Consider the following 25,250-nt stretch of genomic DNA (forward strand, 5'->3'; position numbering starts at 1 on the left):
AGGCTCCGACACCTGGAGGAGGCAGGGCCGGGGAGGGGCGTTCATGGAGACGGTTCCGGCACGGGCGCGCGCGTATGTGGCCTGTGTCGTCGTCTGCGCCCTGGTGCTCCTGCTCCCGCTGACGTCCGCACCGGCCCCCTGGTGGGCACTCACCCTGCTGGCCGCGCTGTACGCCGCCGGTGAGCGCGTGGCCCGCCGCCGCTTCGCCGGAACGTTCTATCCCGTGCTGCTCGCCGGGGCCTTCCTGCTGCCGCCGCCCGCCGCGGCGCTCGTCCCGCTGCCCGGTGCCCTGCTCGCACCGGTCGAGCAGCGGCCCGCGCTGCCACGCCGCCTGTGGCGGGCCGCCCAGCTCGTCATCGGCACCTGGGCCGCGGCACGGGTGCACGGTGTCCTCGGCGGACGCGAAGCCGTCACCGGCTCCGACTTTCCGCACGTCCTGCTGCCCGCCGGCGCGGCCGTGCTCGCCTTCTGCCTCGTCCTCACCCTGCTCGACGGGGGAATCCGCGCCTGCGCCGAGCACTTGCCGCTGCGCCGGGCCTGGCGCGGGCTGTTCCTGCGCTGCCTCGGCCCGCTGGCCGTGCACGGGCTCGCCGGGCTGATGATGGCCGTGCTCTGGCGCAGCCCCTACGGCCCCGTCGCCGCGCTGCTGGTGCTGCTGCCGATGTGCGTGTCCTGGTGGGTCTTCGCGCAGTACCACCGGCAGCGCGCCGCCCACCAGGCCACGATCCGCGCGCTGGTGCAGGCCGTGGACATCAAGGACGGCTACACACGCGGCCACAGCGAGCGCGTCGGCCAGGCGTCGATGATGATCGCCCGCGAGCTCGGCATGTGCGACGAACGCGTGGAGGTGCTGCGCTTCGCCGGAATCCTGCACGACGTCGGCAAACTCGGCGTCCCCACCCGGCTGCTGCGCAAGAACGGCCCGCTCACCCCGGAGGAACGCCGGGTGATCGAGCTGCATCCCGAGTACGGCCACGACATCGTGCGCGGCATCTCGTTCCTCGGCGAGGCGCGCTCGGCCGTGCTGCACCACCACGAACGCCTCGACGGCAGCGGATATCCCTACGGCCTGCGGGGCGGGCAGATCCCCGAGCCGGCCCGGGTGGTGGCGGTCGCCGACGCCTTCGACGCGATGACGTCCACCCGCTCCTACAGCAGGGCGCGGCCGGTGCCGGCGGCGCTGGCCGAGCTCCAGCGGTGCGCGGGCTCCCACTTCGACCCGCGGATGGTCGAGGCGCTGGTACGAGCCGTGGCCCGCCAGGGCTGGCACCCGGCCGTCACCGCCGACGAGCCCCCGCCCACGCTCCCCACCCCGCGCCCCGCCCCACCCACCCGGGAGCCCACCGGTGACCGGCCGAGCGCCCGGGAGGGAGCCGGGAGGCGGGGGGACGGCGGACGGGGAGCCGGCCGGGGGAGCGCCGGGGGACGAGGAATCGGCCGACGGTGCGCCTGTCAGGGGCGTACGCCGGCTGGAGGGGCGACGGCGGCCGGCCGAGTGGGCGCCGGGGAGCGAATCGCCGGGGAGCGAATCGCCGGGCGGGACGGTGGCGGGAACCGGTCGAGTGGCCGGGTGGGCGCCCCGAAGCGGGGAGCCGGTCAGCGGGACACCGGTGAACGGGGAGCCGGCCCGTAGGGCGCCGGAAGGCAGGGAGTCCGCCCGCGGCGCATCGGCAAGCGGGGAATCGGCCCGCGGCGCATCGGCGAGCGGGGGACCGGCCCCCAGCGCCTCGCCGACCGGCGACCCGGCCCTCAGCGTGCGGGTGCCTCGGCGCTGCGTGCCGCTCGGGTTGCTGCTTCTGCACATCCCCGCCGGTCTCCTCGTGCTCGCCTGTCTCGCCGGCACCCTGCGTACCGGGCTCGCCGAGCGCCCCATCGCGCTGGCCTTCGGCACGCTCGTCGCCGTCGGAGAGCTGACCCGCTGGAGCGGCCCGCACCTGCGGGAGCCGGCGCCGCTCGGTGCGGCAGGGGCGCTGTCGTACGCCCTGCTGGGGCAGTGCGCCGGGAGGCCGACCGGGCACGGCGTGGCGCAGGTCGTCACCGTGGTCGGCGCCGCCTGCCTGCTCGGCGGGGTGCCGCACATCGCGCGCGGGTGCGGGCCGACGCTCGACGACCTGACCCGGCGCACGCTGACCGCCGGCTTCGCCGCCGTCTGTTTCCAGCCGCTGTTCAACCGGGGCGTGTTCGACACCTGGATCGGCCCCGCCTACGCCCTGCTGCTGGTCGCCCTGCTGGCGCTGACCGCGCTGTGCGACGCGGTGCTCGCGGCCGCGCTGGCCCACGCGCGCACCCGGTGGCCGTTCGGGCCGCTGCTGCGCGACCAGCTGCGGGCGCTGCCCGGCATCGGCTCGGCGGTGTGCGCCACGGGTGCGGTGATGGCCCTGGCGGTGGCGGTGGCCGGGCTGTGGGCGCTGCCGGTGTTCTGCCTGCCGCTGCTGCTGACCCAGCTGGCCTTCCGCCGGTACGCGGAGGTGCGCGCCACCTACCGGCAGACCATCGCCTCGCTCGCCCGGGCCACCGAGACAGCCGGGTACACACCGGCCGGGCACGCGCGCCGGGTCGCCGGGCTCAGCCAGGCGGTCGGGCGGGACCTCGGGCTGAGCGAGGCGGAGCTGACCGTGCTGGAGTACGCGGCCCTGATGCACGACATCGGGCAGCTCAGCCTCGTCGACCCGGTGCCGGCCGGGGCCACCGCCCACCTCCCGGCCGAGGAGCAGCGGCGGATCGCGCTGCTCGGCGGGGCCGTCGTACGGCAGACCGGGGTGAGCCCGCAGGTGGCCATGGTGGTGGAGCGGCAGGCCAACCCGTGCCGGGAGCAGCCGCTCGCGGCGCGGATCGTGCGGGCGGTGAACGCGTACGAGGAGAAGGCGCGGGGCGCCGGGCCGTGCGGGGCGCTGGCGGCGCTGGAGGAGCTACGGCTGGGAACGGCCGGGGACTACGCGCCGGATGTGGTGGAAGCGCTGGCCCGGGTGTTGTCCCGGCAACAGTCTGACCCGGCCCCGAGCTGGGTAACCCATGGGTAATGAGCGGCCCTCCCGGCGTACGTGGTTGGATGCGAGGGAGAGGGTGTCCGGGGGCGTGAGCCAGCCCACTTTCCGGAACTGGAACTGGCAGGCGGGAATCGTGAGGATCTTCGGCAAGGGACGGCACCGGCCCTCCGCCTCCTGGCGGCAGGCCACGGACCGCGCGTTCACGCTGATCGGTGACGGCCGCTACGAGGACGCGGGCGCGCTGCTGACGCGGGCGGCCGATCTGGAGCCCTGGCTGTCGGAGTCCTGGTTCAACCTGGCCCTGCTGCACAAGTTCCGGCACGACTGGGAGCAGGCGCGCGCCGCGGGTCTGCGGGCGGTGGCCCTGCTGGAGAAGGAGAGCGGGGCGCCGGACTGGTGGAACGTCGGCATCGCCGCGACCGCGCTGCAGGACTGGCCGCTGGCCCGGCGTGCCTGGCAGGCGTACGGGCTGAGCGTGCCGGGCGGTGCCACGGCCGCCGACGAGCCGGTCGGCATGGACCTGGGCAGCGCGGCCGTACGGCTGTCGCCCGAGGGCGAGGCCGAGGTGGTGTGGGGCCGGCGGCTGGACCCGTCGCGGATCGAGGTGCTGTCGATTCCACTGCCGTCGTCCGGGCGGCGCTGGGGCGAGGTCGTACTGCACGACGGCGTCCCGCACGGGGAGCGGACCACGTCCGGCGGGCACAGCTTCCCGGTCTTCGACGAGATCGAGCTGTGGGCGCCCTCGCCGGTGCCGACCTGGGTGGTGCTGATCGAGGCGGCCACCGAGGCGGACCGGGACGCGCTGGAGCAGCTGGCCGCGGACGCCGGGTTCGCGGCGGAGGACTGGTCGTCGTCGGTGCGGCTGCTGTGCCGGATGTGCTCGGAGTCGCGGATGCCGGCCGACGAGGGCGACGGCGTCCACCTCGACCCCCACGACCACAGCGAGCCGGGTCACCCCGGCCCCCTCGGCCACCGCACGGACGGGCAGCTGTGGGTGCCGGAGCGGGAGTGCGGGGTGGCTGCGCCGGCTTCCTTGGTACGGGGGTTGCTGGACGGATGGGTGGCGGACAGCCCGGATTCCCGCGATTGGCGGGATCTTGAGGAGGTCTGTTAGGCCGTCGTCCGCGCGCGGCGCCGTCGTGGCTGATCGCGCAGTTCCCCGCGCCCCTTCGGGGCGCGGCCGCCGTACCCTGTATCAGCATCATCCCCTTGTTTTTGTTCAGGAAGGCTTACGTCCGTCATGGCGCAGCAGGACACCGATCAGCAGCACGTGGGCGTGCTCCCCGTCGATGACGAGGGGTACGTCGTCGACACGGAGGACTGCGAGGAGCGCGAGACCGCCTGGCGTGAGCGCGGCACCTCGCGGCCGATCACGGTCGTGGGCAACCCGGTGCTGCACAAGGAGTGCGAGGACGTCACCGACTTCGGTGACGAGCTCCAGCAGCTGGTCGCGGACATGTTCGCCTCGCAGCGCACCGCCGAGGGCGTGGGCCTGGCCGCCAACCAGATCGGCGTCGGCCTGAAGGTCTTCGTCTACGACTGCATGGACGACAGCGGTGTCCGGCACGTCGGCGTGGTCTGCAACCCCAAGCTCGTCGAGCTGCCCGCCGACCAGCGTGTCCTGGACGACAGCAACGAGGGCTGCCTGTCCGTGCCGACCGCGTACGCGCCGCTCGCCCGCCCCGACTACGCCGAGGTCACCGGGCAGGACGAGCAGGGCAACCCGGTCAAGGTGCGCGGCACCGGCTACTTCGCCCGGTGTTTGCAGCACGAGACGGACCATCTGTACGGCCGTCTCTACATCGACCGGCTCTCCAAGCGTGAACGCAAGGACGTGCTGCGGCAGATGGCCGAGAACGAGCCGCGCTACCCGGTCGTCGCCAACGACTGACGTCTCCCAAGCGCCTTGCGTACGGCGCCTGTTGGGGGCCCCAGCGCCCCAACAGGCGCCGTTCGTCTGTCCGTCGCACGTTCGATCCCCTGCGCACATGTGGGTGATCGATAAGCAGTCACATAGGGGGAGATTCTCGGCACGCCGGGGTAGTGAATGAAGCAAATCCGTTCCCAGAACGGTCAGTTGTGGTGCTGAATGGTAAGTGCGGGGATACGCAACGGCGCACGCCCGGCACGACAGGAGGGGTGTGCGCGCAGCGGCGGCTGAGAGGGGTAGTTCGTGCATGCTCTCCCATACAGCACCACACGCGGCACCGGTGCGGCGCCGAAGGCGGTGGCGGTGCCACCGTCGCTCTCTCTTCCGGTGATCGAGGCGGCGTTTCCCCGGCGGTTGCACCAGTATTGGCCAAAGCTCCAGGAGAAGACCCGAACCTGGTTGCTGGAAAAGCGGCTGATGCCGGCGGACAAGGTCGAGGAATATGCCGACAGCCTGTGCTACACCGACCTCATGGCGGGCTACTACCTGGGCGCCCCCGACGAGGTCCTGCAGGCCATCGCCGACTTCAGCGCCTGGTTCTTCGTCTGGGACGACCGCCACGACCGCGACATCGTGCACCGCAGGCCGGTCGCCTGGCGCTGCCTGAAGTCCCGGCTGCACACCGCGCTGGACGCCCCCCGGGACCATCTGCGCCACGAGGATCCCCTGGTCGCGGGGCTGGCGGACAGCGTGGGGCGGCTGTTCACGTTCCTGCCGGCCAGCTGGAACGCCCGCTTCACCCGGCACTTCCACGCGGTCATCGAGGCCTATGACCGGGAGTTCCACAATCGGATCGAGGGCGTCGTCCCGACGGTCGAGGAGTACCTGCGGCTGCGCCGGCTGACCTTCGCCCACGGGATCTGGACCGACCTGCTCGAACCGAGCGCCGGCTGTGAACTCCCGGACGCCGTACGGAAACACCCGGCATATGCGCGACCGGCTCTGCTGAGCCAGGAATTCGCCGCCTGGTACAACGACCTGTGCTCGCTGCCCAAGGAAATAGCGGGCGACGAGGTGCACAATCTCGGAATCAGTCTCATCACCCATGAGGGGCTGACCCTGGAACAGGCGGTGCGAGAAGTCCGGCGCCGCGTCGAGGAATGCATCACCGAATTCATCGACGCGGAACGGAGCGCCCTGATTTTCGCCGACGGACTCGACGACGGCACCGTGCGCGGAAAAGAACTGAGCGCCGCCGTACGGGCCTGCGTCGGGAACATGCGGAACTGGTTCAGTTCCGTCTACTGGTTCCACCACGAATCCGGCCGGTACATGGTCGACAACTGGGACGACCGGTCCACGCCCCCGTACGTCAACAACGAAGCGGCAGGTGAGAAATGACCGTCGAGTCGGTGAAGCCCTCGGTGTCCACACCCCCGGAACTGCGCGAGCCACCCCTCGCGGGCGGCGGGGTCCCGCTCCTCGGCCACGGCTGGAAACTGGCCCGCGACCCGCTGCGGTTCATGTCCGCGCTGCGCGACCACGGCGACGTCGTCCGCCTCCGGCTCGGCCCCAAGACGGTGTACGCCGTCACCACCCCGGAACTGACCGGCGCGCTCGCCCTCAGCCCCGACTACCACATCGCCGGCCCGCTGTGGGAGTCCCTGGAGGGCCTGCTCGGCAAGGAGGGCGTGGCCACCGCGAACGGCCCGCAGCACCGCCGGCAGCGGCGCACCATCCAGCCCGCGTTCCGGCTCGACGCCATCCCCGCCTACGGACCGATCATGGAAGAGGAGGCGCACGCGCTCGCCGAGCGCTGGGCGGGCGGCGAGACCATCGACTGCACCGGCGAGTCCTTCCGGATCGCCGTGCGCATCGCGGCCCGCTGCCTGCTGCGCGGGGACTACATGGACGAGCGGGCCGAGCGGCTGTGCACCGCCCTCGCGGTCGTCTTCCGCGGCATGTACCGGCGGATGGTGGTCCCGCTCGGACCGCTGTACCGGCTGCCGCTGCCGGCCAACCGCGAATTCAATCGCGCCCTGGCCGATTTGCATCTCCTGGTCGACGAGATCATCGCCGAGCGACGCGCATCTGGTCAAAAGCCGGACGATTTGCTGACGGCATTGCTGGAAGCGAAGGACGAAAACGGCGACCCCATCGGGGAGCAGGAGATCCACGACCAGGTCGTCGCCATCGTCACGCCCGGCAGCGAAACGGTGGCATCCACCATCATGTGGTTGCTTCAGGCACTTGCCGAGCACCCGGAGCACGCCGACAAGATTCACGCCGAAGTCGAATCCGTCACCGGCGGCAGGCCCGTGGCATTCGACGACGTACGCAAGCTGCGGCACACCAACAATGTCGTCATCGAGGCCATGCGTTTGCGGCCCGCCGTATGGATATTGACCCGGCGCGCGGTCGTCGACACCGAACTGGGCGGCTGGCGGATTCCGGCCGGGTCGGACATCGTCTACAGTCCGTACGCGATCCAGCGCGATCCGAAGTCGTACGCCCGCAACCTGGAGTTCGACCCGGACCGCTGGCTTCCGGACCGGGCCAAGGACGTACCGAAACACGCCATGAGCCCGTTCAGCACCGGCAACCGCAAATGCCCCAGCGACCACTTCTCCATGTCGCAGCTGACGCTGATCACGGCCGCGCTCGCCGCCCGGTACCGCTTCGAGCAGGCCCCCGGCTCCGACGACGCGACCCGGGTCGGCATCACCCTGCGCCCGAACCGGCTGCTGCTGCGGGCGGTGCCGCGCTGAGCGCTCAGGCGGCCCGCGGGCCGCGGAAGGTACGGCGGTAGGCGTTCGGGGTCGTCCCCAGCACCCGCGTGAAGTGGTGCCGCAGCGCCGCCGCCGTACCGAACCCGGTGCGCCAGGCGATCGCGTCCATCGTCTCGTCCGTCGCCTCCAGCAGCCGCTGCGCCAGCAGCACCCGCTGGCGCAGGATCCACCGGTACGGCGTCGTGCCGGTCTCCTGCTGGAAGCGCCGGGCGAACGTGCGCGGCGCCATATGGGCCCGCTCCGCGAGCTGTTCGACGGTGACCTCCTGGTCGAGGTGCTGCTCCATCCACGCCAGCACCTCGCCGACGGTGTCGCAGGGTGCCTTCGGCAGCGGCCGCTCGATGTACTGCGCCTGCCCGCCGTCCCGGTGCGGCGGTACGACCATGCGCCGGGCGATCTTGTTGGCCACCTCCGGCCCCTGCTCCTTGCGCACCAGGTGCAGACAGGCGTCGATGCCGGCGGCGGTGCCGGCCGAGGTGATCACCGGGTCCTCGTCGACGTAGAGCACGTCCGGCTCGACGATCGCGCGCGGGTACTGCCGCCGCAGCTCGTCGGCGTGGTGCCAGTGCACCGCGCAGCGCCGGCCGTCCAGCAGTCCGGCGGCGCCCAGCACGAACACGCCGGAGCACACGCTCAGCACCCGCACCCCGCTCTCCACCGCACGGACCAGGGCCTGCAGCAGTGCGGGGGGATAGGCGCGGTGCGCGAACTCCTCGCCGGCCGGGACGACGATCAGATCGGCGCCCTCCAGCCGGTCCAGGCCGTACGGCGTGGACACGGTCAGCCCGCCGACGTGCGTGCCCAGCGACGGGCCCTCGGCGGAGACCACCGCGAAGTCGTACACCGGCAGCCCGTCGTCGCTGCGGTCGAGCCCGAAGACCTCGCACACGACCCCGAACTCGAAGGGATGCACACCGTCGAGCAGGACGGCGGCCACGTTCTTCAGCATGCTGCCAGTGTGCCTCGCCAGTGGCAGTAATTCGAGGGTGTGCGGCAGTACTGCCACTCACGGTAAGGAGTGTGCGGCGCGACAGTGGTGTCCATGAACGGAAACCAGATCGAAGGCCTGATCGGAATGACCCTCACCCTGGGGATCCTGGTCCTCCTGATCCTCCCCTCACTGCTCGGCATCGTGCGCGAACGGCGCGTCGACCGGCAGATCAGGGAGGCCCAGGAAGCCCGCGGAGAGAAGGAGGCTCAGAAGTCCTCGTCCAGGTCGACGGTGCCCTCCACCGCCACCTGGTACGCCGAGGGGCGCCGCTCGAAGAAGTTGGTCAGCTCCTGAACGCCCTGCAGCTCCATGAAGGAGAAGGGGTTCTCGGAGCCGTAGACCGGAGCGAAGCCGAGCCGGGTCAGCCGCTGGTCGGCGACGCACTCCAGGTACTGCCGCATCGAGTCGGTGTTCATGCCGGGGAGGCCGTCCCCGCACAGGTCGCGCGCGAACTGCAGCTCGGCCTCGACGGCCTCCCGCAGCATGTCGGTGACCTGCCGGCCCAGCTCGTCGTCGAAGAGGTCCGGCTCCTCCTTGCGGACGGTGTCGACCACGTCGAAGGCGAACGACATGTGCATCGTCTCGTCCCGGAACACCCAGTTCGTGCCGGTCGCCAGGCCGTGCAGCAGACCCCGGCTGCGGAACCAGTAGACGTACGCGAAGGCGCCGTAGAAGAACAGGCCCTCGATGCACGCGGCGAAGCAGATGAGGTTGAGCAGGAAGCGGCGGCGGTCGGCCTTGCTCTCCAGCCGCTCCAGCTTCTCGACCTCGTTGATCCACCTGAAGCAGAACTCGGCCTTCTCCCGGATGGACGGGATGTTCTCCACGGCCGCGAAGGCGGCGGCACGGTCGTCCGGATCGGGCAGATAGGTGTCCAGCAGCGTCAGATAGAACTGGACGTGCACGGCCTCCTCGAACAGCTGACGGCTCAGATAGAGCCGCGCTTCGGGGGAGTTGATGTGCTTGTACAGCGTCAGCACCAGGTTGTTCGCGACGATCGAGTCGCCCGTCGCGAAGAAGGCCACGAGCCGGCCGATCAGGTGCTGCTCCTCGGGCGTCAGCCTGGCCAGATCGGCGACGTCGGAGTGGAGGTCGACCTCCTCCACGGTCCAGGTGTTCTTGATGGCGTCCCGGTAGCGCTCGTAGAAGTCGGGGTAGCGCATCGGACGCAGGGTGAGTTCGAAGCCCGGGTCGAGCAGGTTCTGGTTTCGGGTGGTCATCACTGGCAGGCCTCGCAGGACTCGGGGTTTTCCAGGGAGCAGGCGACGGCCTCTTCGGAGGACACCTGCTGGACGGGGACGGTGGCCTGCGCCCGGGCGGCGCGGGCGATGCGCGTCGCGGGGCGCGAGCGCAGGTAGTACGTGGTCTTCAGCCCGGACTTCCAGGCGTAGGCGTACATCGAGGAGAGCTTGCCGATGGTCGGCGTCTCCATGAAGAGGTTCAGGGACTGCGCCTGGTCCAGGAACGGGGTCCGCGCCGCCGCCATGTCGATCAGGCCGCGCTGCGGGATCTCCCACGCCGTGCGGTACAGCCGGCGTACGTCCTCGGGGATCCAGGCGAAGTCCTGCACCGAGCCGCTCGACTCGCGCAGCGCCTCCCGGGTGCGGGCGTCCCACACGCCGAGCTTCTTCAGCTCGGCGACCAGGTAGGAGTTCACCTGCAGGAACTCACCCGACAGCGTCTCGCGCTTGAACAGGTTCGACACCTGCGGCTCGATGCACTCGTAGACGCCCGCGATGGAGGCGATGGTGGCGGTCGGCGCGATGGCGAGGAGCAGGGAGTTGCGCATGCCCGTGTCGGCGATACGACGGCGCAGCGCCTCCCAGCGCTCCGGCCAGGTCAGCTCCACGTCGTAGTGGTCGGGGTGCAGCACACCCTGTGCCGTACGGGTCTTCTCCCAGGCCGGCAGCGGGCCGTTGCGCTCGGCGAGGTCGGCCGAGGCCTCGTACGCGGCGAGCATGATCCGCTCGGCGATCCGGGTGGACAGGGCCTTGGCCTCGGGGGAGTCGAACGGCAGCCGCAGCTTGAAGAAGACGTCCTGCAGACCCATCGCGCCCAGGCCCACCGGGCGCCACTTGGCGTTGGAACGGCCCGCCTGCTCGGTCGGGTAGAAGTTGATGTCGACCACGCGGTCGAGGAAGGTGACGGCGGTGCGGACGGTGGCGTCCAGCCGCTCCCAGTCGATGTCCCCGCCGGCCACGAACGCGCCCAGGTTGACCGAGCCGAGGTTGCACACCGCCGTCTCGCCGTCGTCCGTGACCTCCAGGATCTCCGTGCAGAGGTTGGAGGAGTGGACCACGTGGCCCGGCAGGGCCGTCTGGTTGGCGGTGCGGTTGGCGGCGTCCTTGAAGGTCATCCAGCCGTTGCCGGTCTGCGCCAGGGTGCGCATCATGCGGCCGTACAGGTCACGAGCCGGGATGGTCTTCTTCGCCAGGCCCGCGGCCTCCGCCTTGCGGTAGGCGGCGTCGAACTCCTCGCCCCACAGGTCCACCAGCTCCGGCACGTCGGCCGGCGAGAACAGCGACCACTGCTCGTCGGCGCCCACCCGGCGCATGAACTCGTCCGGGATCCAGTGCGCGAGGTTCAGGTTGTGCGTACGGCGGGCGTCCTCACCGGTGTTGTCCCGCAGCTCCAGGAACTCCTCGATGTCGGAGTGCCAGGTCTCCAGGTACACCGCGGCCGCGCCCTTGCGCCGCCCGCCCTGGTTCACCGCCGCGACCGAGGCGTCCAGCGTCTTCAGGAACGGCACGATGCCGTTGGAGTGCCCGTTGGTGCCGCGGATCAGCGAACCGCGGCTGCGGATGCGGGAGTACGACAGACCGATGCCGCCGGCGTGCTTGGAGAGCCGGGCGACCTGGTGGTAGCGGTCGTAGATGGAGTCCAGCTCGTCCAGCGGGGAGTCCAGGAGGTAGCAGGACGACATCTGGGGGTGCCGGGTGCCGGAGTTGAACAGCGTGGGGGAGGAGGGCAGGTAGTCGAGGCGGCTCATGAGCCCGTAGAGCGCCGCGACCTCGTCCACCGAGCGGGCGGTGTCGTCCTCGGCGAGCCCGCTCGCCACCCGCAGCAGGAAGTGCTGGGGCGTCTCGATCACCTTGCGGGTGATCGGGTGCCGCAGCAGATAGCGGCTGTGCAGCGTGCGCAGGCCGAAGTAGCCGAAGCGGTCGTCGGCGCCGGTGTCGACGAGGGCGTCGAGCCGCTCGGCGTGCAGCCGCACGAACTCGGCGGTCCGGTCCGCGACGAGCCCCTCGCGGTGGCCGACGGCGACCGACTCGGTGAACGACGTGACGCCCTGCGAGGCGGCCTCGGCGCGGATGGTCAGCGTCAGCAGCCGGGCGGCCAGCCGCGAGTACGCGGGGTCCTCGGAGATGAGCCCGGCGGCGGCCTCCGTGGCCAGCTCCCGCAGCTCGGCCTCGTCGGCGTGGGCGGACCGGCCGCGCAGCGCGGCGGCAGCGACCCGGCCGGGGTCGGCGTCGGGGAGGTCGGCGGTCAGCTCGGTCAGGGTCCGCAGCAGCGCGGCACCGGGACCGTCGGTCTTCAGACCGTCGACGGCATCGTCGCTGACTGAAGCCGGGTCGGCTGGCGCGATGGTCACGTGGGGCTCTCCCTCGCTCGGCACTTCGGGCCTGGGGGAGGGCAGGGGGCAGCACACGAGCGCACGCGGCGTCGCGTCCACCGGCCCATTCCACGAGGCCCGGACGTCAGGGCACACCGGCCGGACGGCCGGGTGCACTGTCGGCAGGTCCTCGGACTGAACAGGCGTGCGCGAAGCACGCGTGTACACCGTTGCGGGACAGTTCCGGATTCGCACCGGATTCCCCTGCGGCGACAGCGAGCATGAGCATACATCTAGTGCTGGGCTGTCGCGTCACCCCCAGATGTTGTGTCCCGGTGGCTTCACAGCGTCAGCTCGTAGGTGAGCAGGGTGATGTCGTCGAGCTCCGGGAGGGGATTCCAATCCCGCTCGGGCGTACGGACGAAACCCAGGCGTTCGTAGATGCGGTGGGCGGCGTGCATGGTCCGCTGGGTCGACAGCACGAGCTTCGTGCAGCCGTCGACGGCCCGGGCCCGCTCGACGCAGGCTCGCACCAGCGCCTCGCCGGCACCCCGGCCGCGCGCCTCGTGGGCCACCGCGAGCATCCGTATCTCGGCCTCGCCGGGGCGCGCGATGTCGGCCATCGGACCGCCGGACGGTACGAAAGTGACGCCGCCCAGAACCGTGCCGTCCGCCGTGGCGACCAGCACCTCGGCCGCGGCGGCACGCTTGGCCACGTCCCGCAGCTCCCCGAGGTACTCGTCGCTCTCCCCGAAGTCCAGGAGGCCGTCACGGAGGTAGGCCTGGGCGGTGATCTCCCCCAGAGCGGCGTGTTCGGCGGGCTGAATGCGTCGGATCCGGATGTCCATGACGGCGAGTGTGCCCCACGGGTACGACGACGGGCCGCCGGATTTCTCCGACGGCCCGTGCGTACGGCGTGCGTGCGGGTGGCTCAGTGGCCGGCGCCCGCCGTGGCCGGGGGCAGTTCGGTCTGGACGCCCGGGTCGCCGGCGTCCGCCGTGTAGTCCTCCGGGCGGGTCTCGTCGACGCCCTCGGGGGCCTTCACGGCCTTCAGGACGAAGGTGAGGACCACCGTCACCACGACGTTCAGCACGAACGCCGTCAGGCCGATGTAGCCGATCTCGCCGATGCCGGGGATCTCCTTGGCGGAGCCGCCGAAGTGCTTCTGGCTCGGGTTGGTCGGCGACGGCACCCCGTAGGCGACGAGCGTGCCGTAGACCATGCCGACCGCCCAGCCGGCCAGCAGCGCCCAGCGGTGGAACCAGCGGGTGAACAGACCGCCGACCAGCGCCGGGAACGTCTGCAGGATCCAGATGCCGCCCAGCAGCTGGAAGTTGATCGCGACCGTCTTGTCCATGGTGAGGACGAAGACCAGCGCGCCCACCTTCACCAGCAGGGAGACGATCTTGGAGACCTGGGCCTCCTGCTTCGGCGTGGCGTCCGGCTTGATGAAGTCCCGGTAGATGTTGCGGGTGAAGAGGTTGGCCGCCGCGATCGACATGATCGCCGCCGGGACCAGCGCGCCGATGCCGATCGCCGCGAAGGCGATGCCCGCGAACCAGTCCGGGAACATGTTCTCGAACAGCTGCGGGATGGCCAGCTGGCCGTTCTGCACCTTGATCCCGGCCGCGATCGCCATGAAGCCGAGCAGCGCGAGCAGGCCCAGCATCAGGGAGTACAGCGGCAGGATCGTGGTGTTGCGCCGGATCACCTCACGGCTCTTGGACGACAGGGTCGCGGTGATCGAGTGCGGGTACATGAACAGCGCGAGCGCGGAGCCCAACGCCAGGGTGGCGTAGGTCCATTGCTGCGCCTCGCCCGAGGCCAGCGCACCACGCGGCTTGCCCGTGGTCGGGTTGACCTGGCTGAACGCGTCGCCCGCCTTGGCGAAGATGTCGTCGAACCCGCCCAGCTTGATCGGGATGTAGATGATCGCCACCGCGATGACGATGTAGATCAGCGCGTCCTTCACGAACGCGATCAGCGCGGGGGCCCGCAGACCCGACGAGTAGGTGTACGCCGCCAGCACGCCGAACGCGATCAGCAGCGGCAGGTCCTTGACGAACCAGTTGGTGTTCTCGCCGCCGCCGACGCCCATCACGTCCAGCACGGCCTGGATGCCGACGAGCTGGAGCGCGATGTACGGCATCGTCGCGAGGATGCCGGTCAGCGCCACCGCCAGCGACAGCCCCTTGGAACCGAACCGGCCCCGTACGAAGTCCGAGGTCGTCACGTACCCGTGCTTGTGCGACACCGACCACAGGCGCGGCAGGAACGTGAAGATCAGCGGGTAGACGAGGATCGTGTACGGCACCGCGAAGAAGCCGGACGCGCCCGCCGCGTAGATCGCCGCCGGCACGGCGACGAACGTGTACGCCGTGTACAGGTCACCGCCGAGCAGGAACCAGGTGATCCAGGTGCCGAACGACCGTCCGCCCAGGCCCCATTCGTCCAGGCTGTGCTCGTTCTCGGCCTTGCGCCACCGGGCGGCCAGGAAGCCCATGACGGTGACGAGCAGGAAGAAGAAGATGAAGACGCCGAGTGCGACGCCGTTCACGTCGTCCTTCACTTGTCCGCACCGCCCTTCTGAGAGGCACGGGCGCGCTGGTCACGCTGCCACAGCTTGTAGGCGATCATCGTCAGCGCCGTGGAGATGAGCACCCACAGCATCTGGTACCAGTAGAAGAACGGGATTCCGATGAACGCCGGGTCCACCTTGGCGTACGAACCCACCCACAGCATCGCCACGAAGGGCGCGACAAGGCAGAGGGCGATGACGACGCGTGCAGGCGTCACCACCGCCGGTCTGGACACATCTGGCGCATTCGACATCGCGCGGCTCCCGTCCCCTCACTGATCACCTGTGCAAGTGCGCAGGAAATCTAGGTCAGGTGTGGCGGGAACGGAACCCCTCGTCCGCATAACGGTCGTTGGCTGCCTGGACCGTTATCCGACCGCGACTTCGACGGGATGTGACGGCTAGTCCTGCGGGCGCTTCAGGCGGGCCACGAACTTGTAGCGGTCGCCCCGGTAGACCGACCGCACCCATTCCACCGGCTCCCCCTGCCGGTCGAAGGAGTGCCGGGAGAGCATCAGCATCGGCAGACCCACGTCGGTGCCGAGCAGACCGGCCTCGCGCGGGGTGGCCAGCGAGGTCTCGATGGTCTCCTCGGCCTCGGCCAGGTGGACGTCGTAGACCTCGGCGAGGGCGGTGTACAGCGACGTGTACTTCACCAGCGAGCGGCGCAGCGCCGGGAACCGCTTGGCCGACAGGTGGGTGGTCTCGATGGCCATGGGCTCGCCGTTGGCCATGCGCAGCCGCTCGATGCGCAGCACCCGGCCGCCGGCGGTGATGTCGAGCAGGGTGGCCAGGCGCTCGTCGGCGGTGATGTAACCGACGTCCAGCAGCTGCGAGGTGGGCTCCAGGCCCTGCGCCCGCATGTCCTCGGTGTACGACGTCAGCTGCAGCGCCTGCGAGACCTTCGGCTTGGCGACGAACGTGCCCTTGCCCTGGATGCGCTCCAGCCGGCCCTCCACCACCAGTTCCTGCAGCGCCTGGCGGACGGTCGTGCGGGAGGTGTCGAACTCCGCCGCGAGCGTCCGCTCCGGCGGGACCGGGGTGCCGGGCGGCATCGTCTCGGTCATGTCGAGCAGGTGCTTCTTCAGGCGGTAGTACTTGGGCACACGCGCGGTACGGACGGTGGCGCCACTGTCGTTCTCCGCACTGCTGACGTCGGTGCTCATGCTCTGCCTTCCCGGCTCCGGTGCCGAAGCGGCCGACACGCCATCGGCCGCGGGCTCACATCGTGGCACGGCTTCGTGCGGGGCGACCTCGGTGGGCGCCCTTGCACGCTCCGTGATCTCCTCTGTATACCGTTGGCGCCGGTGCTGGTCTAGTCCAGAGAGCCCGGCAGAGGCGGTCCGGCTTCCGCCCCCGCGGCGGTCAGATGCCCTGCCACTCCGGCTTGTTGGCGTAGGTGTGCCGGAAGTAGTCGGCGAGCTTCAGCTTGGACGCGGCCGCCTCGTCCACCACCACCGTCGTATGCGGGTGCAGCTGCAGCGCGGACGCCGGGCATATCGCCGCGACCGGCCCCTCGACGGTCGCCGCCACCGCGTCCGCCTTGCCCTCACCGGTGGCCAGCAGCACCAGGTGGCGCGCTTCCAGGATGGTGCCGATGCCCTGCGTGATGACGTGGTGCGGCACCTGCTCGATGTCGCCGTCGAAGAACCGCGCGTTGTCCACTCGGGTCTGCTCGGTCAGCGTCTTGATCCGCGTCCGGGAGGCCAGCGAGGAGCACGGCTCGTTGAACCCGATGTGTCCGTCGGTGCCGATCCCGAGGAGCTGCAGGTCCACCCCGCCGGCCTCGGCCAGCACGCGGTCGTACGCCTCGCACGCCGCCTGGACGTCCTCGGCGGTGCCGTCCGGGCCGAGGAACCGCTCCATGCCGATGCCGAGCGGCTCCAGCACCTCGCGCCGCAGCACCGAGCGGTAGGACTCGGGGTGGTCGGCGGGCAGCCCCACGTACTCGTCGAGCTGGGCGACCCGGGCCCGCGCGGTGTCCACGGCACCGGAGCGCACCTTGGCCTCCAGCGCCCGGTAGATGGGCAGCGGGGTGGAGCCCGTGGCGACGCCGAGCAGGGCGTCGGGCTTGCGTCGCAGCAGCTGCGCCATGGCCTCGGCGATGAGCTCGCCGCCCGCCTCGGCGTCCGGAACGATGACAACTTCCACGCTGGCCTGCCGTTTCGAAGAGGGGACTCGGAGGTGGGACTGGGCCCGTGCGGGCCGGGACCGGGGCCCGTGCGGGCCGGGGACCGGGGTCCGTCGGGGCCGATGGCTCTGCCCGGAAACGGGCAGTGTGGTTTAGACCAATCTAACAGAGACAGGTGCCCGTATCCCAGGGTCCCCGGACCCTCCGCCTCCCGCCACCGCCCGGCAGGCAGCGCCCTGGCCGAGTGTCCTGGGGTCAGGTCAGCGACCCCCCCCGTCGCGTCCAGCCAGTGACCGGTCACCCAGCGGCCGTCGTCCGAGGCGAGGAAGGCCACCGCGTCGGCGATGTCCGCCGGCATGCCCACCCGGCCGAGCGCCGAGTACGCGGCGGCGCCCTGCCGCGCCTGATCGCTCACCCGCAGCCACCCGGCGTTGATGTCGGTGTCGACGATGCCGGGCGCCACCGAGTTCACCGTGATCCCCCGGGGGCCGAGCACCTTGGACAGGTCCCGGGTGAAGACGTCGAGCGCGCCCTTCGTCATCGCGTACGCCATCAACTGCGGCATCGCGGCGCTGTGGGCGAGGCCGGACGATATGTTCACCACGCGCCCGCCGTCCCTGAGCCTGCGCAGCCCGAGCTGGGTGATGAAGTGCGGCGCCTTCACGTTCACCGCGAAGAGGCGGTCGTACTCCCCCTCGTCGATCTCATCGAACGGGCGGCTGGTCCCGATCCCGGCGTTGTTCACCAGGATGTCCAGCCCGTCGGCGTGCCGGTCGAACTCGGCCCACAGACGCTCGGCGTCCCCCGCCACGCCCAGCTCCGCCCCGATGGTGAAGGCCGAGCCGCCCTCCGCCTCGATCCCGGCGACCGTCTCCTTGGCCGCTGCCTCGTTGCTGCCGTAGTGCACCGCGACACGCGCCCCGTCACGCGCCAGCCGCTCGGCGACCGCTCGCCCGATTCCCCTGCTCGCCCCCGTCACCAGGGCCGTCCTGCCCCCGAGCACGCCCATGTCGGCACTCCCCTCGATCCGTCGCCGCATTTGTCTAGCGGTCGCTACAAAAAAACCGTACGACAGCCCGCAGACATTTCTCTAGTGCCCGCTATAAAATCCCTCCCATGGGTGAGCAGCGAATGGGCAGCGCGGCTGCGGACGACAGGGCCGCTGCCGACGGCAGCGCGTCGGCAGACGACAGCGCGTCGGCAGACGACAGCGCGTCGGCAGACGACAGCGCGACCGGGCGCGGCGGACCGGTGCCGGCGCGTACCCCGCGTCCCCGTGGCCGCCCCCGCGCCTTCGACCGGGAGACCGCGCTGGAGAAGGCGGTCATGGCCTTCTGGGAGCGGGGCTACGAGGCGACCTCGGTCTCCGATCTCACCCGCGTCATGGGCATCGGCGCCCCCAGCCTGTACGCGGCCTTCGGGGACAAGCGCTCGCTGTTCGAGGAGGTCGTCAGGGTCTACGGCGTCACGCACGGCGCCTTCTCGCAGCGCGCCCTGGACGAGGAGCCGAGCGCCGAGGCGGCCGTCGCGCGGCTGCTGCGGGAGGCCGCCGCACAGTTCACCGACCCCGGTCATCCGCACGGCTGCCTCGTCATCCACGCGGCCACCAATTGCTCGACCCCCGAGGTCGAGCAGGCCCTGCGCCGGCAGCGGCAGGCCGCCGTCGCCGCCATCGAGAGCCGTATCCGGGCCGACGTCGTCGCCGGTGCGCTGCCTGCGGACACCGACGCGGGCACCCTCGCGCGACACGCCGCCGCCGTGTTCCAGGGCATGTCACAGCAGGCACGGGATGGGGCGAGCCGGGAGGAACTGGAAGCGGTCGCGGAATTTGCCATGTCCATCTGGCCCCGCAGCTGAGCCGGGCGGGCTAGGCTGCGCAGCAGCAACTTCACACAGACCTGCGCCGAACAAACCGCCGCCGACGCATGGACACGCCTACTGGTCTAGTCCACAATCGTCGGGAGAGCGCGAGAACGACCAGCGCAGGACCAGAGCCTCCGTCTTCCCCGCACAGGAAGGCGGACCGAGGAACCGGTGCTCTCTGCCCTGACTGCCCCGGGTCCTCACCTTCGGCCGACCGGGACCGCACACCCCGCGGCCGATATTGCTCCGGGCTGCGGTGCCGGGAGGGTTGAGGGTCCCTCCCAGGCGCCGCGGCCCGCGGGTGTTTCCGGGGCCGGTGCGGCAGGCCCAGGGGACCCACGGCCGCCTCCCCGCGCCGTGCATTTCAGGGCCGTACAAACCGCCAGGTACGCTCGCACACGTGCCCTCCATGAACGAACTGGTCCGCCAGCACACCGGCCTCGACGACTCCGATCTCGAATGGCTCCATCTGCTGGTCTCGGAGTGGCAGCTGCTCTCCGACCTCTCCTTCGCCGACCTGGTCCTGTGGGTCCCCACCCGCGACGGCACGCGCTACGTCTCGGTCGCCCAGATGCGGCCCAACACCGGCCCCACCTCCTACCAGGACGACATGGTCGGCCACCTGGTCCCGCGCGGCCGCAGGCCCATGCTGGACGCCGCGCTCGACGAGGGCCGGATCGTGCGCGAGGGCGACCCGGAGTGGCGCGAGGAGGTGCCGGTACGGGTCGAGTCCATCCCCGTACGGCGTGAGGGCCGCGTCCTCGGTGTGATCGCGCGCAACACGAACCTGCTCACCGTGCGCACCCCGAGCCGCCTGGAGCTGACCTACCTGCAGAGCGCCTCCGACCTGGCGCAGATGATCGCGGCCGGCTCCTTCCCGTTCCCGAACCAGCAGGTCGACATGGACGCCTCGCCGCGCGTCGGCGACGGCCTGATCCGGCTGGACGCCGACGGACTCGTCCAGTACGCCTCCCCGAACGCGCTGTCCGCCTACCACCGGCTCGGTCTCGCCTCCGACCTCGTCGGCCAGCACCTGGGCCAGACCACCGCGGAACTCGCTCCGACGCGCGGGCCGGTGGACGAGGCGCTCGCCAAGGTCGCCAGCGGCTGGGCGCCGCGCGAGTTCGAGATCGAGGCCAACGACGGGGTCATCCAGTTCCGGGCGATCCCGCTCAAGCCCAAGGGCACCCGCATCGGTTCGCTGGTGCTGCTCCGGGACGTGACGGAACTGCGGCGCCGTGAGCGCGAGTTGATCACCAAGGACGCCACCATCCGGGAGATCCACCACCGGGTGAAGAACAACCTCCAGACGGTTGCGGCCCTGCTGCGGCTGCAGGCCCGGCGCATCGACTCCGAGCGCGGACGGGAGGCGCTGGAGGAGGCGGTCCGCCGGGTCGGCTCGATCGCCATCGTCCACGAGACGCTGTCTCAGAACCTGGACGAGCGGGTGGAGTTCGACGAGATCGCCGACCGGGTGCTGTCGATGGTCGCGGAGATCTCCCCGGGCAAGGTCACCGGCCGGCGCACCGGCCGCTTCGGCATCCTGGACGCCGAGGTCGCCACGCCGCTGTCGATGGTCCTCACCGAGGTTCTGCAGAACGCCCTGGAGCACGGCTTCCGTCAGGGCGACACCGGCACGGTCGAGGTCTCGGCGGTGCGCGGCGGTACGACGAAGGAGGCCCGCCTGCTGGTGACGGTCCAGGACGACGGCGTCGGCCTGCCCGAGGGATTCGACCCGCACACGGCAGGAAACCTGGGCCTGCAGATCGTCCGCACACTGGTGGAGGGCGAGCTGGGCGGCACCTTCGACATGGTCCCGGCCCCGGAGCGGGGCACCCAGGTGATCCTCGACATCCCGGTGCGGGCGCAGAAGTAGTACAGGACAGAAGCGGTACGGGACCGACGCGGCGGATGTCACAGAGAGTGAGTGACCCTCGCCATAGGGGGTAAGTGGCCCTCCTCACCTGGGAGTTGAGGGCCGCGTCACAGGGGTCCGGGACAGCTCGTACGAGTTGGGGACAGCAAAAAGCCCCGGACCGCCATTGGTCCGAGGCTAGTGCTCGACTTCTTCGTTCACTGCGCGCTGCGGCTCGGGGGCGGGAGATGCGCACGCGATGTGCGCGCCGCCAAGCTCAGGCTGTCAGCAGGGGTGGGACGTCAGGCGGAGGCCTGACGGGCCCGGTTGCGGGCGGCGCGGCGCTTCATGGCGCGGCGCTCGTCCTCGCTGAGACCACCCCAGACGCCGGAGTCCTGACCGGACTCAAGCGCCCACTGCAGACACTGCTCGATCACCGGGCAGCGACGGCAGACGGCCTTGGCTTCCTCGATCTGCAGCAGCGCAGGACCGGTGTTGCCGATGGGGAAGAAGAGCTCGGGGTCTTCCTCGCGGCAAACGGCGTTGTGACGCCAGTCCATGGCTGCTACCTCTCCTTGGTATTACGTGCAAGTTGCTTGTGAATGTGAACGCTTTCACGAATCCCTCAACAAGTGAAGGGCCGACCGCCGAGTCTTCCCCGGCGTGGTCCTGTGGTTTGTAGAGGGGTTCCGGTGATCAGTGGAGGCCGGTGTTGCGGGCCGTCCCGATCGCCACGTAGAGACTCGCAAACCTCAGCGGCGGATACAACCCCTTCTGGAAAGTTTTTTTTGATTCTTCGGTGTCGACTAGGTCACAGCCGTACTTCCATGGGGTGGATCCTGGCCTAAACGTTCGAGTGAAAGGACTTTGGCCCGTTCTGCTCACACAATCACACGCAGTGCACGGCGTACACCTGTGAACGTCACGCTGGTACGCAGCCCCAGATGGTCACCGTCCATCTGGAGGGGGAGCGGGGCCTTCGAATGCAAGGTGAACCGGTCCAGATCGTGCAGTGTGACGGCGTGCTTGCCGCGCGGTCCGCGCTCCGGGGACGAAGTGAGCAACTGGGTGCCATACCGGGCGACGGCGGGCGTGGAGAGGCGGCTGAGACCGAACAGATCGAGCCCGGTGTCGAACGACGCCTGCGGGGAGGCGTAGATCGGCCGGTTGCCGAGGAACGTCCAGGGCGAGGTGTTCGAAACTATCGACAGCACGAGATCCTCGACCGGCTCCTCGCCGGCCCGCTCCAGCGTGATCGTGCCGTGCCGGCGGTTCGGCTCGCCCAGCAGCTGGCGCACCACCTGCCGTACGTACAGCGCGTGCGTCGACTTCTTGCCGCGCTCGCGGTGCTGCTCGACCCGGCCGACCACGCCCGCGTCGAAGCCGAGCCCCGCGTTGAAGGTGAACCAGCGCTCCGGTACGGCCTCGTCCTCGGTGCCCGGAGTGCCCGAGGCCAGGCCCAGGCCGACCGTGCGCTCGCTGCCCTGGCGCAGCGCGTCCAGCAGGGCGCCGGTCGCCTCGACGGCGTCGTTGGGCAGCCCCAGCGCGCGGGCGAAGACGTTGGTGGAGCCGCCGGGGACCACGGCGAGGCCGGGCAGCCGCTCCGGGTCGGGGCCGGCGTGCAGCAGGCCGTTGACGACCTCGTTGACCGTGCCGTCGCCGCCGAGCGCCACGACGAGGTCGATGTCGTCGCCGAGGGCGGCCTGCCGGCCCAGGTCGCGCGCGTGCCCGCGGTACTCGGTGGTGACCGCCTCCAGCTTCATCTCACTGGCGAGCGCGTGGATGAGCACGTCACGTGTGCGCGCACTGGTAGTGGTTGCCGCCGGATTGACCACGAGAAGTGCACGCATGACGGGAAGCGTACCTACTGAGCGGTACTCGTACGAGAGCGAGGTAGGGATCGGGTAAGAGCCCGCCCCGGCGAGGCCGAGGTCGAGAGGGGGCGGGCCGGTGGGGGACGCCGGTGGGGGAAACGTGAGGGCTACCCTTCTGGGGTGAGCAGTGAGCAGACCCCCGCCTCCGCCAAGCCCCAGGACGACCTCGCCGGACCCCGGCCGCGGCGTCTGACGTACGCCGCCGTGCTCGCCGGTCTCGAAGGGCTCACGGTGCTGGTCGGTGGGGTGTGGATGCTCGCCCTCGGTCTCACCGGCGAAGTGGATCACCGGCAGCAGGCCGTGACCGGCGGGGTGACGCTCGTCATCCTCGCGCTGCTGCCGCTGCTGGCCGCCCGCGGGCTGCTGGCCCGGCGCAGCTGGAGCCGCGGCCCGGCCGTCATCACGCAGCTCATGGCGCTGCCGGTGTCCTACAGCCTGATCCACGCCGACGGCGTCGCCATCCCGGCGGGCATCGCGCTCGCCGCCGTCGCCATCGCCGCACTGGTGCTGCTGGTCAACGGCGAGACCACCCGGGCCCTCGGGATCCGGGGGCCCGGCAACGCGGAGAAGTGACCCGGGTCACTCCTCGACGAGCAGCTTCTCCCGCAGCTGGGCCAGCGTCCTGGCCAGCAGCCGGGACACGTGCATCTGGGAGATGCCGACCTCCTGCGCGATCTGCGACTGGGTCATGTTGCCGAAGAAGCGCAGCAGCAGGATCCGCTTCTCGCGCGGCGGCAGGTCCTCCAGCAGCGGCTTGAGGGACTCCCGGTACTCCACGCCCTCCAGCGCCTCGTCCTCCGCGCCCAGGGTGTCCGCGACCGCGGGGGACTCGTCGTCGGTGTCCGGGACGTCCAGGGACAGCGTGGAGTACGCGTTGGCGGACTCCAGGCCCTCCAGGACCTCCTCCTCCGAGATCGACAGCTTCTCGGCGAGCTCGTGGACCGTGGGGGAGCGGCCGTGCAGCTGGGAGAGCTCCGCCGTGGCCGTCGTCAGCGAAAGCCGCAGCTCCTGGAGCCGGCGCGGCACGCGCACCGCCCAGCCCTTGTCGCGGAAGTGCCGCTTGATCTCGCCGACGACCGTCGGGGTCGCGTACGTGGAGAACTCCACCCCGCGGTCCGGGTCGAAGCGGTCGACGGACTTGATCAAGCCGATGGTGGCGACCTGGGTGAGGTCGTCGAGCGGCTCGCCGCGGTTGCGGAACCGGCGCGCGAGGTGCTCGACGAGCGGCAGATGCATCCGGACCAGCCGGTTGCGCAGCTCGGCGTACTCGGGGCTGCCCTCCTTCAGGCCGCGCAGCTCGACGAACATCGCCCGCGCCCCGCTGCGGTCCTGCAGGCCGTGGCCGGTGGCCTGCAGACCCGGTGCGGCCTGCCCGTTCGGCGACTGGTCCTCGGCGTCTCGCTCGTGCTCGCTCATCGTCCCGCCCGTTGCCCTTCCCCGAGCCCCGGCTTGTGCTCGGACAGGGGTGCCCCCGCTGTGCCGGCCCCGGGGCGTCCCCGGTCCGGCGCCTTCCGTCTCCCGGCGGCCGCCGTCCGCAGCCGTCCGCGAGCCGCCCTCGGCGGCCTCCTCCGGATGCGGCCGGGCCTGCTCGGGGATGCCGTCGATGCCGTCCGCCGTACGCCGGGATCCACCCTGAGCGCCCAGGGCGTTCTCGGACGGCAGCTCCCGTGTGCCGCGCTCTTCGTCCCGCACCGGCCCGTCCCCGTTCCTCACGCCGGCCCGGGTCCCGCGCCGCGCTGTTTGTAGAGGCTGATCGAAACGGTCTTGTCCTCGTCCACGGCGGAGGAGACCTTGCCCGCGAGGGCGGACAGGACGGTCCAGGCGAAGGTGTCCCGCGAGGGCGCGTGGCCGTCCGTGGTCGGTGCCGAGACGGTGACCTCAAGTGAGTCGTCGACGAGTCGGAAGACGCAGGACAGCACCGAGCCGGGCACGGCCTGCTGAAGCAGGATCGCGCAGGCCTCGTCCACCGCGATGCGAAGGTCCTCGATCTCGTCCAGGGTGAAGTCCAAGCGGGCCGCGAGACCGGCCGTGGCCGTCCGCAGCACCGACAGGTAGGCACCCGCAGCCGGCAGCCGGACCTCCACGAAGTCCTGGTTCACCGCGGGCTCGCCTGCGATCTGGGACACCCTCACCTCCAAGGTGGTACAAGCTGTTCGGGGCCGAGGGTCGCCCCCCGGGTCAACGCGAAGTGTGGTACAGCGGTGACGCTATCGCGCCCAGAAGTTTCCTGTTCCGGGACCCCAACCCCTTGCCGTCACTCATAGTAAAACTCCGGATACGCTCCGTGGCTAGGGGGTGTGCGGGCCCAATTGGGAACAGCGCGCGCCGGATTGACGTACCCAGACGTCAGACGCTCGAACCGTACCCGGTACGGGCCCTTCCGGTCTTCTGTCCCGCCCGTTTCACCCACCGGACCGCTCACGCCGGAACGTGCCGGACCGCTCACACCAGTACATGGTCGACGAAGCACCAGCGCCAGTCCTCACCGGGTTCGAACGTCCGCATCACCGGGTGACCGGAGTCCTTGTGGTGCTCGGTGGCGTGCCGGCCCGGCGAGGAGTCGCAGCAGCCCACGTGGCCGCACGTCATGCACAGCCGCAGCTGCACCGGATGCGTGCCGTCCCGCAGGCACTCCGGACACGTCTCGCTCTGCGGCTGAGGTTCCGGACGCGGCAGCGCGTCGGCGTGCGTGCACTGTTTCATGATTGCCAGGTTACGACGGGCCCGCGGACGGCGGCGCGGAAAAGAGGGCGGGCGAG

Annotated in this window: 21 protein-coding genes, 3 pseudogenes and 1 riboswitch; of the genes and pseudogenes, 10 read left to right on the forward strand and 14 right to left on the reverse strand. The window is 70.8% G+C overall.

Annotated elements, in window-relative coordinates; genetic code table 11:
* Positions 1–43 precede the first annotated feature (43 nt).
* From C3489_RS09620 to C3489_RS09645, 6 genes and pseudogenes are all read left to right on the forward strand, one after another.
* Positions 44–1,348: pseudogene (locus tag C3489_RS09620) on the forward strand (HD-GYP domain-containing protein); the annotation flags it as partial.
* Between the two features lie 412 nt (positions 1,349–1,760).
* Positions 1,761–3,009: pseudogene (locus C3489_RS09625) on the forward strand (HD-GYP domain-containing protein).
* 111 nt (positions 3,010–3,120) lie between these two features.
* Positions 3,121–4,101: a hypothetical protein gene (locus tag C3489_RS09630; RefSeq protein WP_103781411.1), complete on the forward strand. Its 981-nt coding sequence runs from the start codon at positions 3,121–3,123 to the stop codon at positions 4,099–4,101.
* A gap of 126 nt (positions 4,102–4,227) precedes the next feature.
* Entirely contained in the window at positions 4,228–4,878 is a 651-nt protein-coding gene (gene def, locus C3489_RS09635) for a peptide deformylase (protein WP_103781342.1), read from the forward strand.
* A gap of 282 nt (positions 4,879–5,160) precedes the next feature.
* Positions 5,161–6,258, forward strand: a complete 1,098-nt coding sequence (gene cyc1, locus C3489_RS09640) for an epi-isozizaene synthase (protein ID WP_103781343.1) — start codon at positions 5,161–5,163, stop codon at positions 6,256–6,258.
* The gene (locus C3489_RS09645; protein WP_103781344.1) at positions 6,255–7,625 is read left to right on the forward strand and encodes a cytochrome P450; all 1,371 of its coding nucleotides are present in this window, start codon (positions 6,255–6,257) and stop codon (positions 7,623–7,625) included. The genes cyc1 and C3489_RS09645 overlap by 4 nt, the downstream gene beginning before the upstream one ends.
* Before the next feature lie 4 nt (positions 7,626–7,629).
* Here the strand turns inward: C3489_RS09645 and C3489_RS09650 are convergent, their stop codons facing one another.
* Positions 7,630–8,595 carry a GlxA family transcriptional regulator gene (locus C3489_RS09650; RefSeq protein ID WP_103781345.1) on the reverse strand — a complete coding sequence of 322 codons (966 nt, stop codon included), beginning with the start codon at positions 8,593–8,595 and terminating at the stop codon, positions 7,630–7,632.
* A gap of 93 nt (positions 8,596–8,688) precedes the next feature.
* Here C3489_RS09650 and C3489_RS09655 point away from each other — a divergent pair, with 93 nt between their 5' ends.
* Positions 8,689–8,931, forward strand: coding sequence for a hypothetical protein (locus tag C3489_RS09655; RefSeq protein ID WP_181139602.1), 243 nt, complete (start codon positions 8,689–8,691; stop codon positions 8,929–8,931).
* Here the strand turns inward: C3489_RS09655 and C3489_RS09660 are convergent.
* The 8 genes and pseudogenes from C3489_RS09660 to C3489_RS09695 form a co-directional block, all read right to left on the reverse strand.
* Entirely contained in the window at positions 8,844–9,857 is a 1,014-nt protein-coding gene (locus C3489_RS09660; RefSeq protein WP_103781347.1) for a ribonucleotide-diphosphate reductase subunit beta, read from the reverse strand. The two genes, C3489_RS09655 and C3489_RS09660, sit on opposite strands and share 88 nt — an antisense overlap.
* Positions 9,857–12,229 (reverse strand): ribonucleoside-diphosphate reductase subunit alpha, encoded by a 2,373-nt coding sequence (locus C3489_RS09665; RefSeq protein WP_103781348.1) that lies wholly within the window; start codon positions 12,227–12,229, stop codon positions 9,857–9,859. Before C3489_RS09665 ends, C3489_RS09660 begins: the two co-directional genes overlap by 1 nt.
* Before the next feature lie 146 nt (positions 12,230–12,375).
* Positions 12,376–12,454, reverse strand: a riboswitch (cobalamin riboswitch).
* A gap of 77 nt (positions 12,455–12,531) precedes the next feature.
* Complete coding sequence (locus C3489_RS09670) at positions 12,532–13,038, reverse strand: GNAT family N-acetyltransferase (RefSeq protein ID WP_103781349.1); 507 nt, start codon at positions 13,036–13,038, stop codon at positions 12,532–12,534.
* Positions 13,039–13,121: 83 nt separating this feature from the next.
* The gene (gene mctP, locus C3489_RS09675) at positions 13,122–14,759 is read right to left on the reverse strand and encodes a monocarboxylate uptake permease MctP (protein ID WP_103781350.1); all 1,638 of its coding nucleotides are present in this window, start codon (positions 14,757–14,759) and stop codon (positions 13,122–13,124) included.
* Entirely contained in the window at positions 14,756–15,022 is a 267-nt protein-coding gene (locus C3489_RS09680) for a DUF3311 domain-containing protein (protein WP_181139603.1), read from the reverse strand. Before C3489_RS09680 ends, mctP begins: the two co-directional genes overlap by 4 nt.
* A gap of 147 nt (positions 15,023–15,169) precedes the next feature.
* Positions 15,170–15,934, reverse strand: a complete 765-nt coding sequence (locus C3489_RS09685) for a GntR family transcriptional regulator (protein WP_103781352.1) — start codon at positions 15,932–15,934, stop codon at positions 15,170–15,172.
* 199 nt (positions 15,935–16,133) lie between these two features.
* Complete coding sequence (gene nagB, locus C3489_RS09690; protein ID WP_103781353.1) at positions 16,134–16,919, reverse strand: glucosamine-6-phosphate deaminase; 786 nt, start codon at positions 16,917–16,919, stop codon at positions 16,134–16,136.
* A gap of 248 nt (positions 16,920–17,167) precedes the next feature.
* Positions 17,168–17,908, reverse strand: a pseudogene (locus C3489_RS09695) (SDR family oxidoreductase); the annotation flags it as partial.
* Between the two features lie 107 nt (positions 17,909–18,015).
* Between C3489_RS09695 and C3489_RS09700 the strand changes: the two are divergent.
* Positions 18,016–18,756 carry a TetR/AcrR family transcriptional regulator gene (locus tag C3489_RS09700; RefSeq protein WP_258054622.1) on the forward strand — a complete coding sequence of 247 codons (741 nt, stop codon included), beginning with the start codon at positions 18,016–18,018 and terminating at the stop codon, positions 18,754–18,756.
* A gap of 406 nt (positions 18,757–19,162) precedes the next feature.
* The gene (locus tag C3489_RS09705; RefSeq protein ID WP_181139604.1) at positions 19,163–20,638 is read left to right on the forward strand and encodes a sensor histidine kinase; all 1,476 of its coding nucleotides are present in this window, start codon (positions 19,163–19,165) and stop codon (positions 20,636–20,638) included.
* Between the two features lie 281 nt (positions 20,639–20,919).
* Here C3489_RS09705 and C3489_RS09710 read toward each other — a convergent pair whose 3' ends face one another.
* Positions 20,920–21,177, reverse strand: a complete 258-nt coding sequence (locus tag C3489_RS09710) for a WhiB family transcriptional regulator (RefSeq protein WP_003992873.1) — start codon at positions 21,175–21,177, stop codon at positions 20,920–20,922.
* Between the two features lie 321 nt (positions 21,178–21,498).
* Positions 21,499–22,467 (reverse strand): diacylglycerol kinase family protein, encoded by a 969-nt coding sequence (locus tag C3489_RS09715; RefSeq protein ID WP_103781355.1) that lies wholly within the window; start codon positions 22,465–22,467, stop codon positions 21,499–21,501.
* A 144-nt stretch (positions 22,468–22,611) separates the two neighbouring features.
* Between C3489_RS09715 and C3489_RS09720 the strand changes: the two genes are divergently transcribed.
* Positions 22,612–23,064 (forward strand): hypothetical protein, encoded by a 453-nt coding sequence (locus tag C3489_RS09720; RefSeq protein WP_103781356.1) that lies wholly within the window; start codon positions 22,612–22,614, stop codon positions 23,062–23,064.
* 6 nt (positions 23,065–23,070) lie between these two features.
* Here the strand turns inward: C3489_RS09720 and C3489_RS09725 are convergent, their stop codons facing one another.
* From C3489_RS09725 to C3489_RS09735, 3 genes are all read right to left on the reverse strand, one after another.
* On the reverse strand, positions 23,071–24,183 hold the full coding sequence (locus tag C3489_RS09725) for an RNA polymerase sigma factor SigF (protein WP_258054623.1): 1,113 nt from the start codon (positions 24,181–24,183) through the stop codon (positions 23,071–23,073).
* A 17-nt stretch (positions 24,184–24,200) separates the two neighbouring features.
* A complete protein-coding gene (locus tag C3489_RS09730; protein ID WP_103781358.1) occupies positions 24,201–24,617 on the reverse strand; it encodes an anti-sigma regulatory factor in 417 nt (138 codons plus the stop codon).
* A 316-nt stretch (positions 24,618–24,933) separates the two neighbouring features.
* The gene (locus C3489_RS09735) at positions 24,934–25,194 is read right to left on the reverse strand and encodes a UBP-type zinc finger domain-containing protein (protein ID WP_103781359.1); all 261 of its coding nucleotides are present in this window, start codon (positions 25,192–25,194) and stop codon (positions 24,934–24,936) included.
* Positions 25,195–25,250: the final 56 nt, after the last annotated feature.

This window comes from Streptomyces sp. Ru71 (genome assembly GCF_002920535.1).
Lineage (GTDB): Bacteria > Actinomycetota > Actinomycetes > Streptomycetales > Streptomycetaceae > Streptomyces.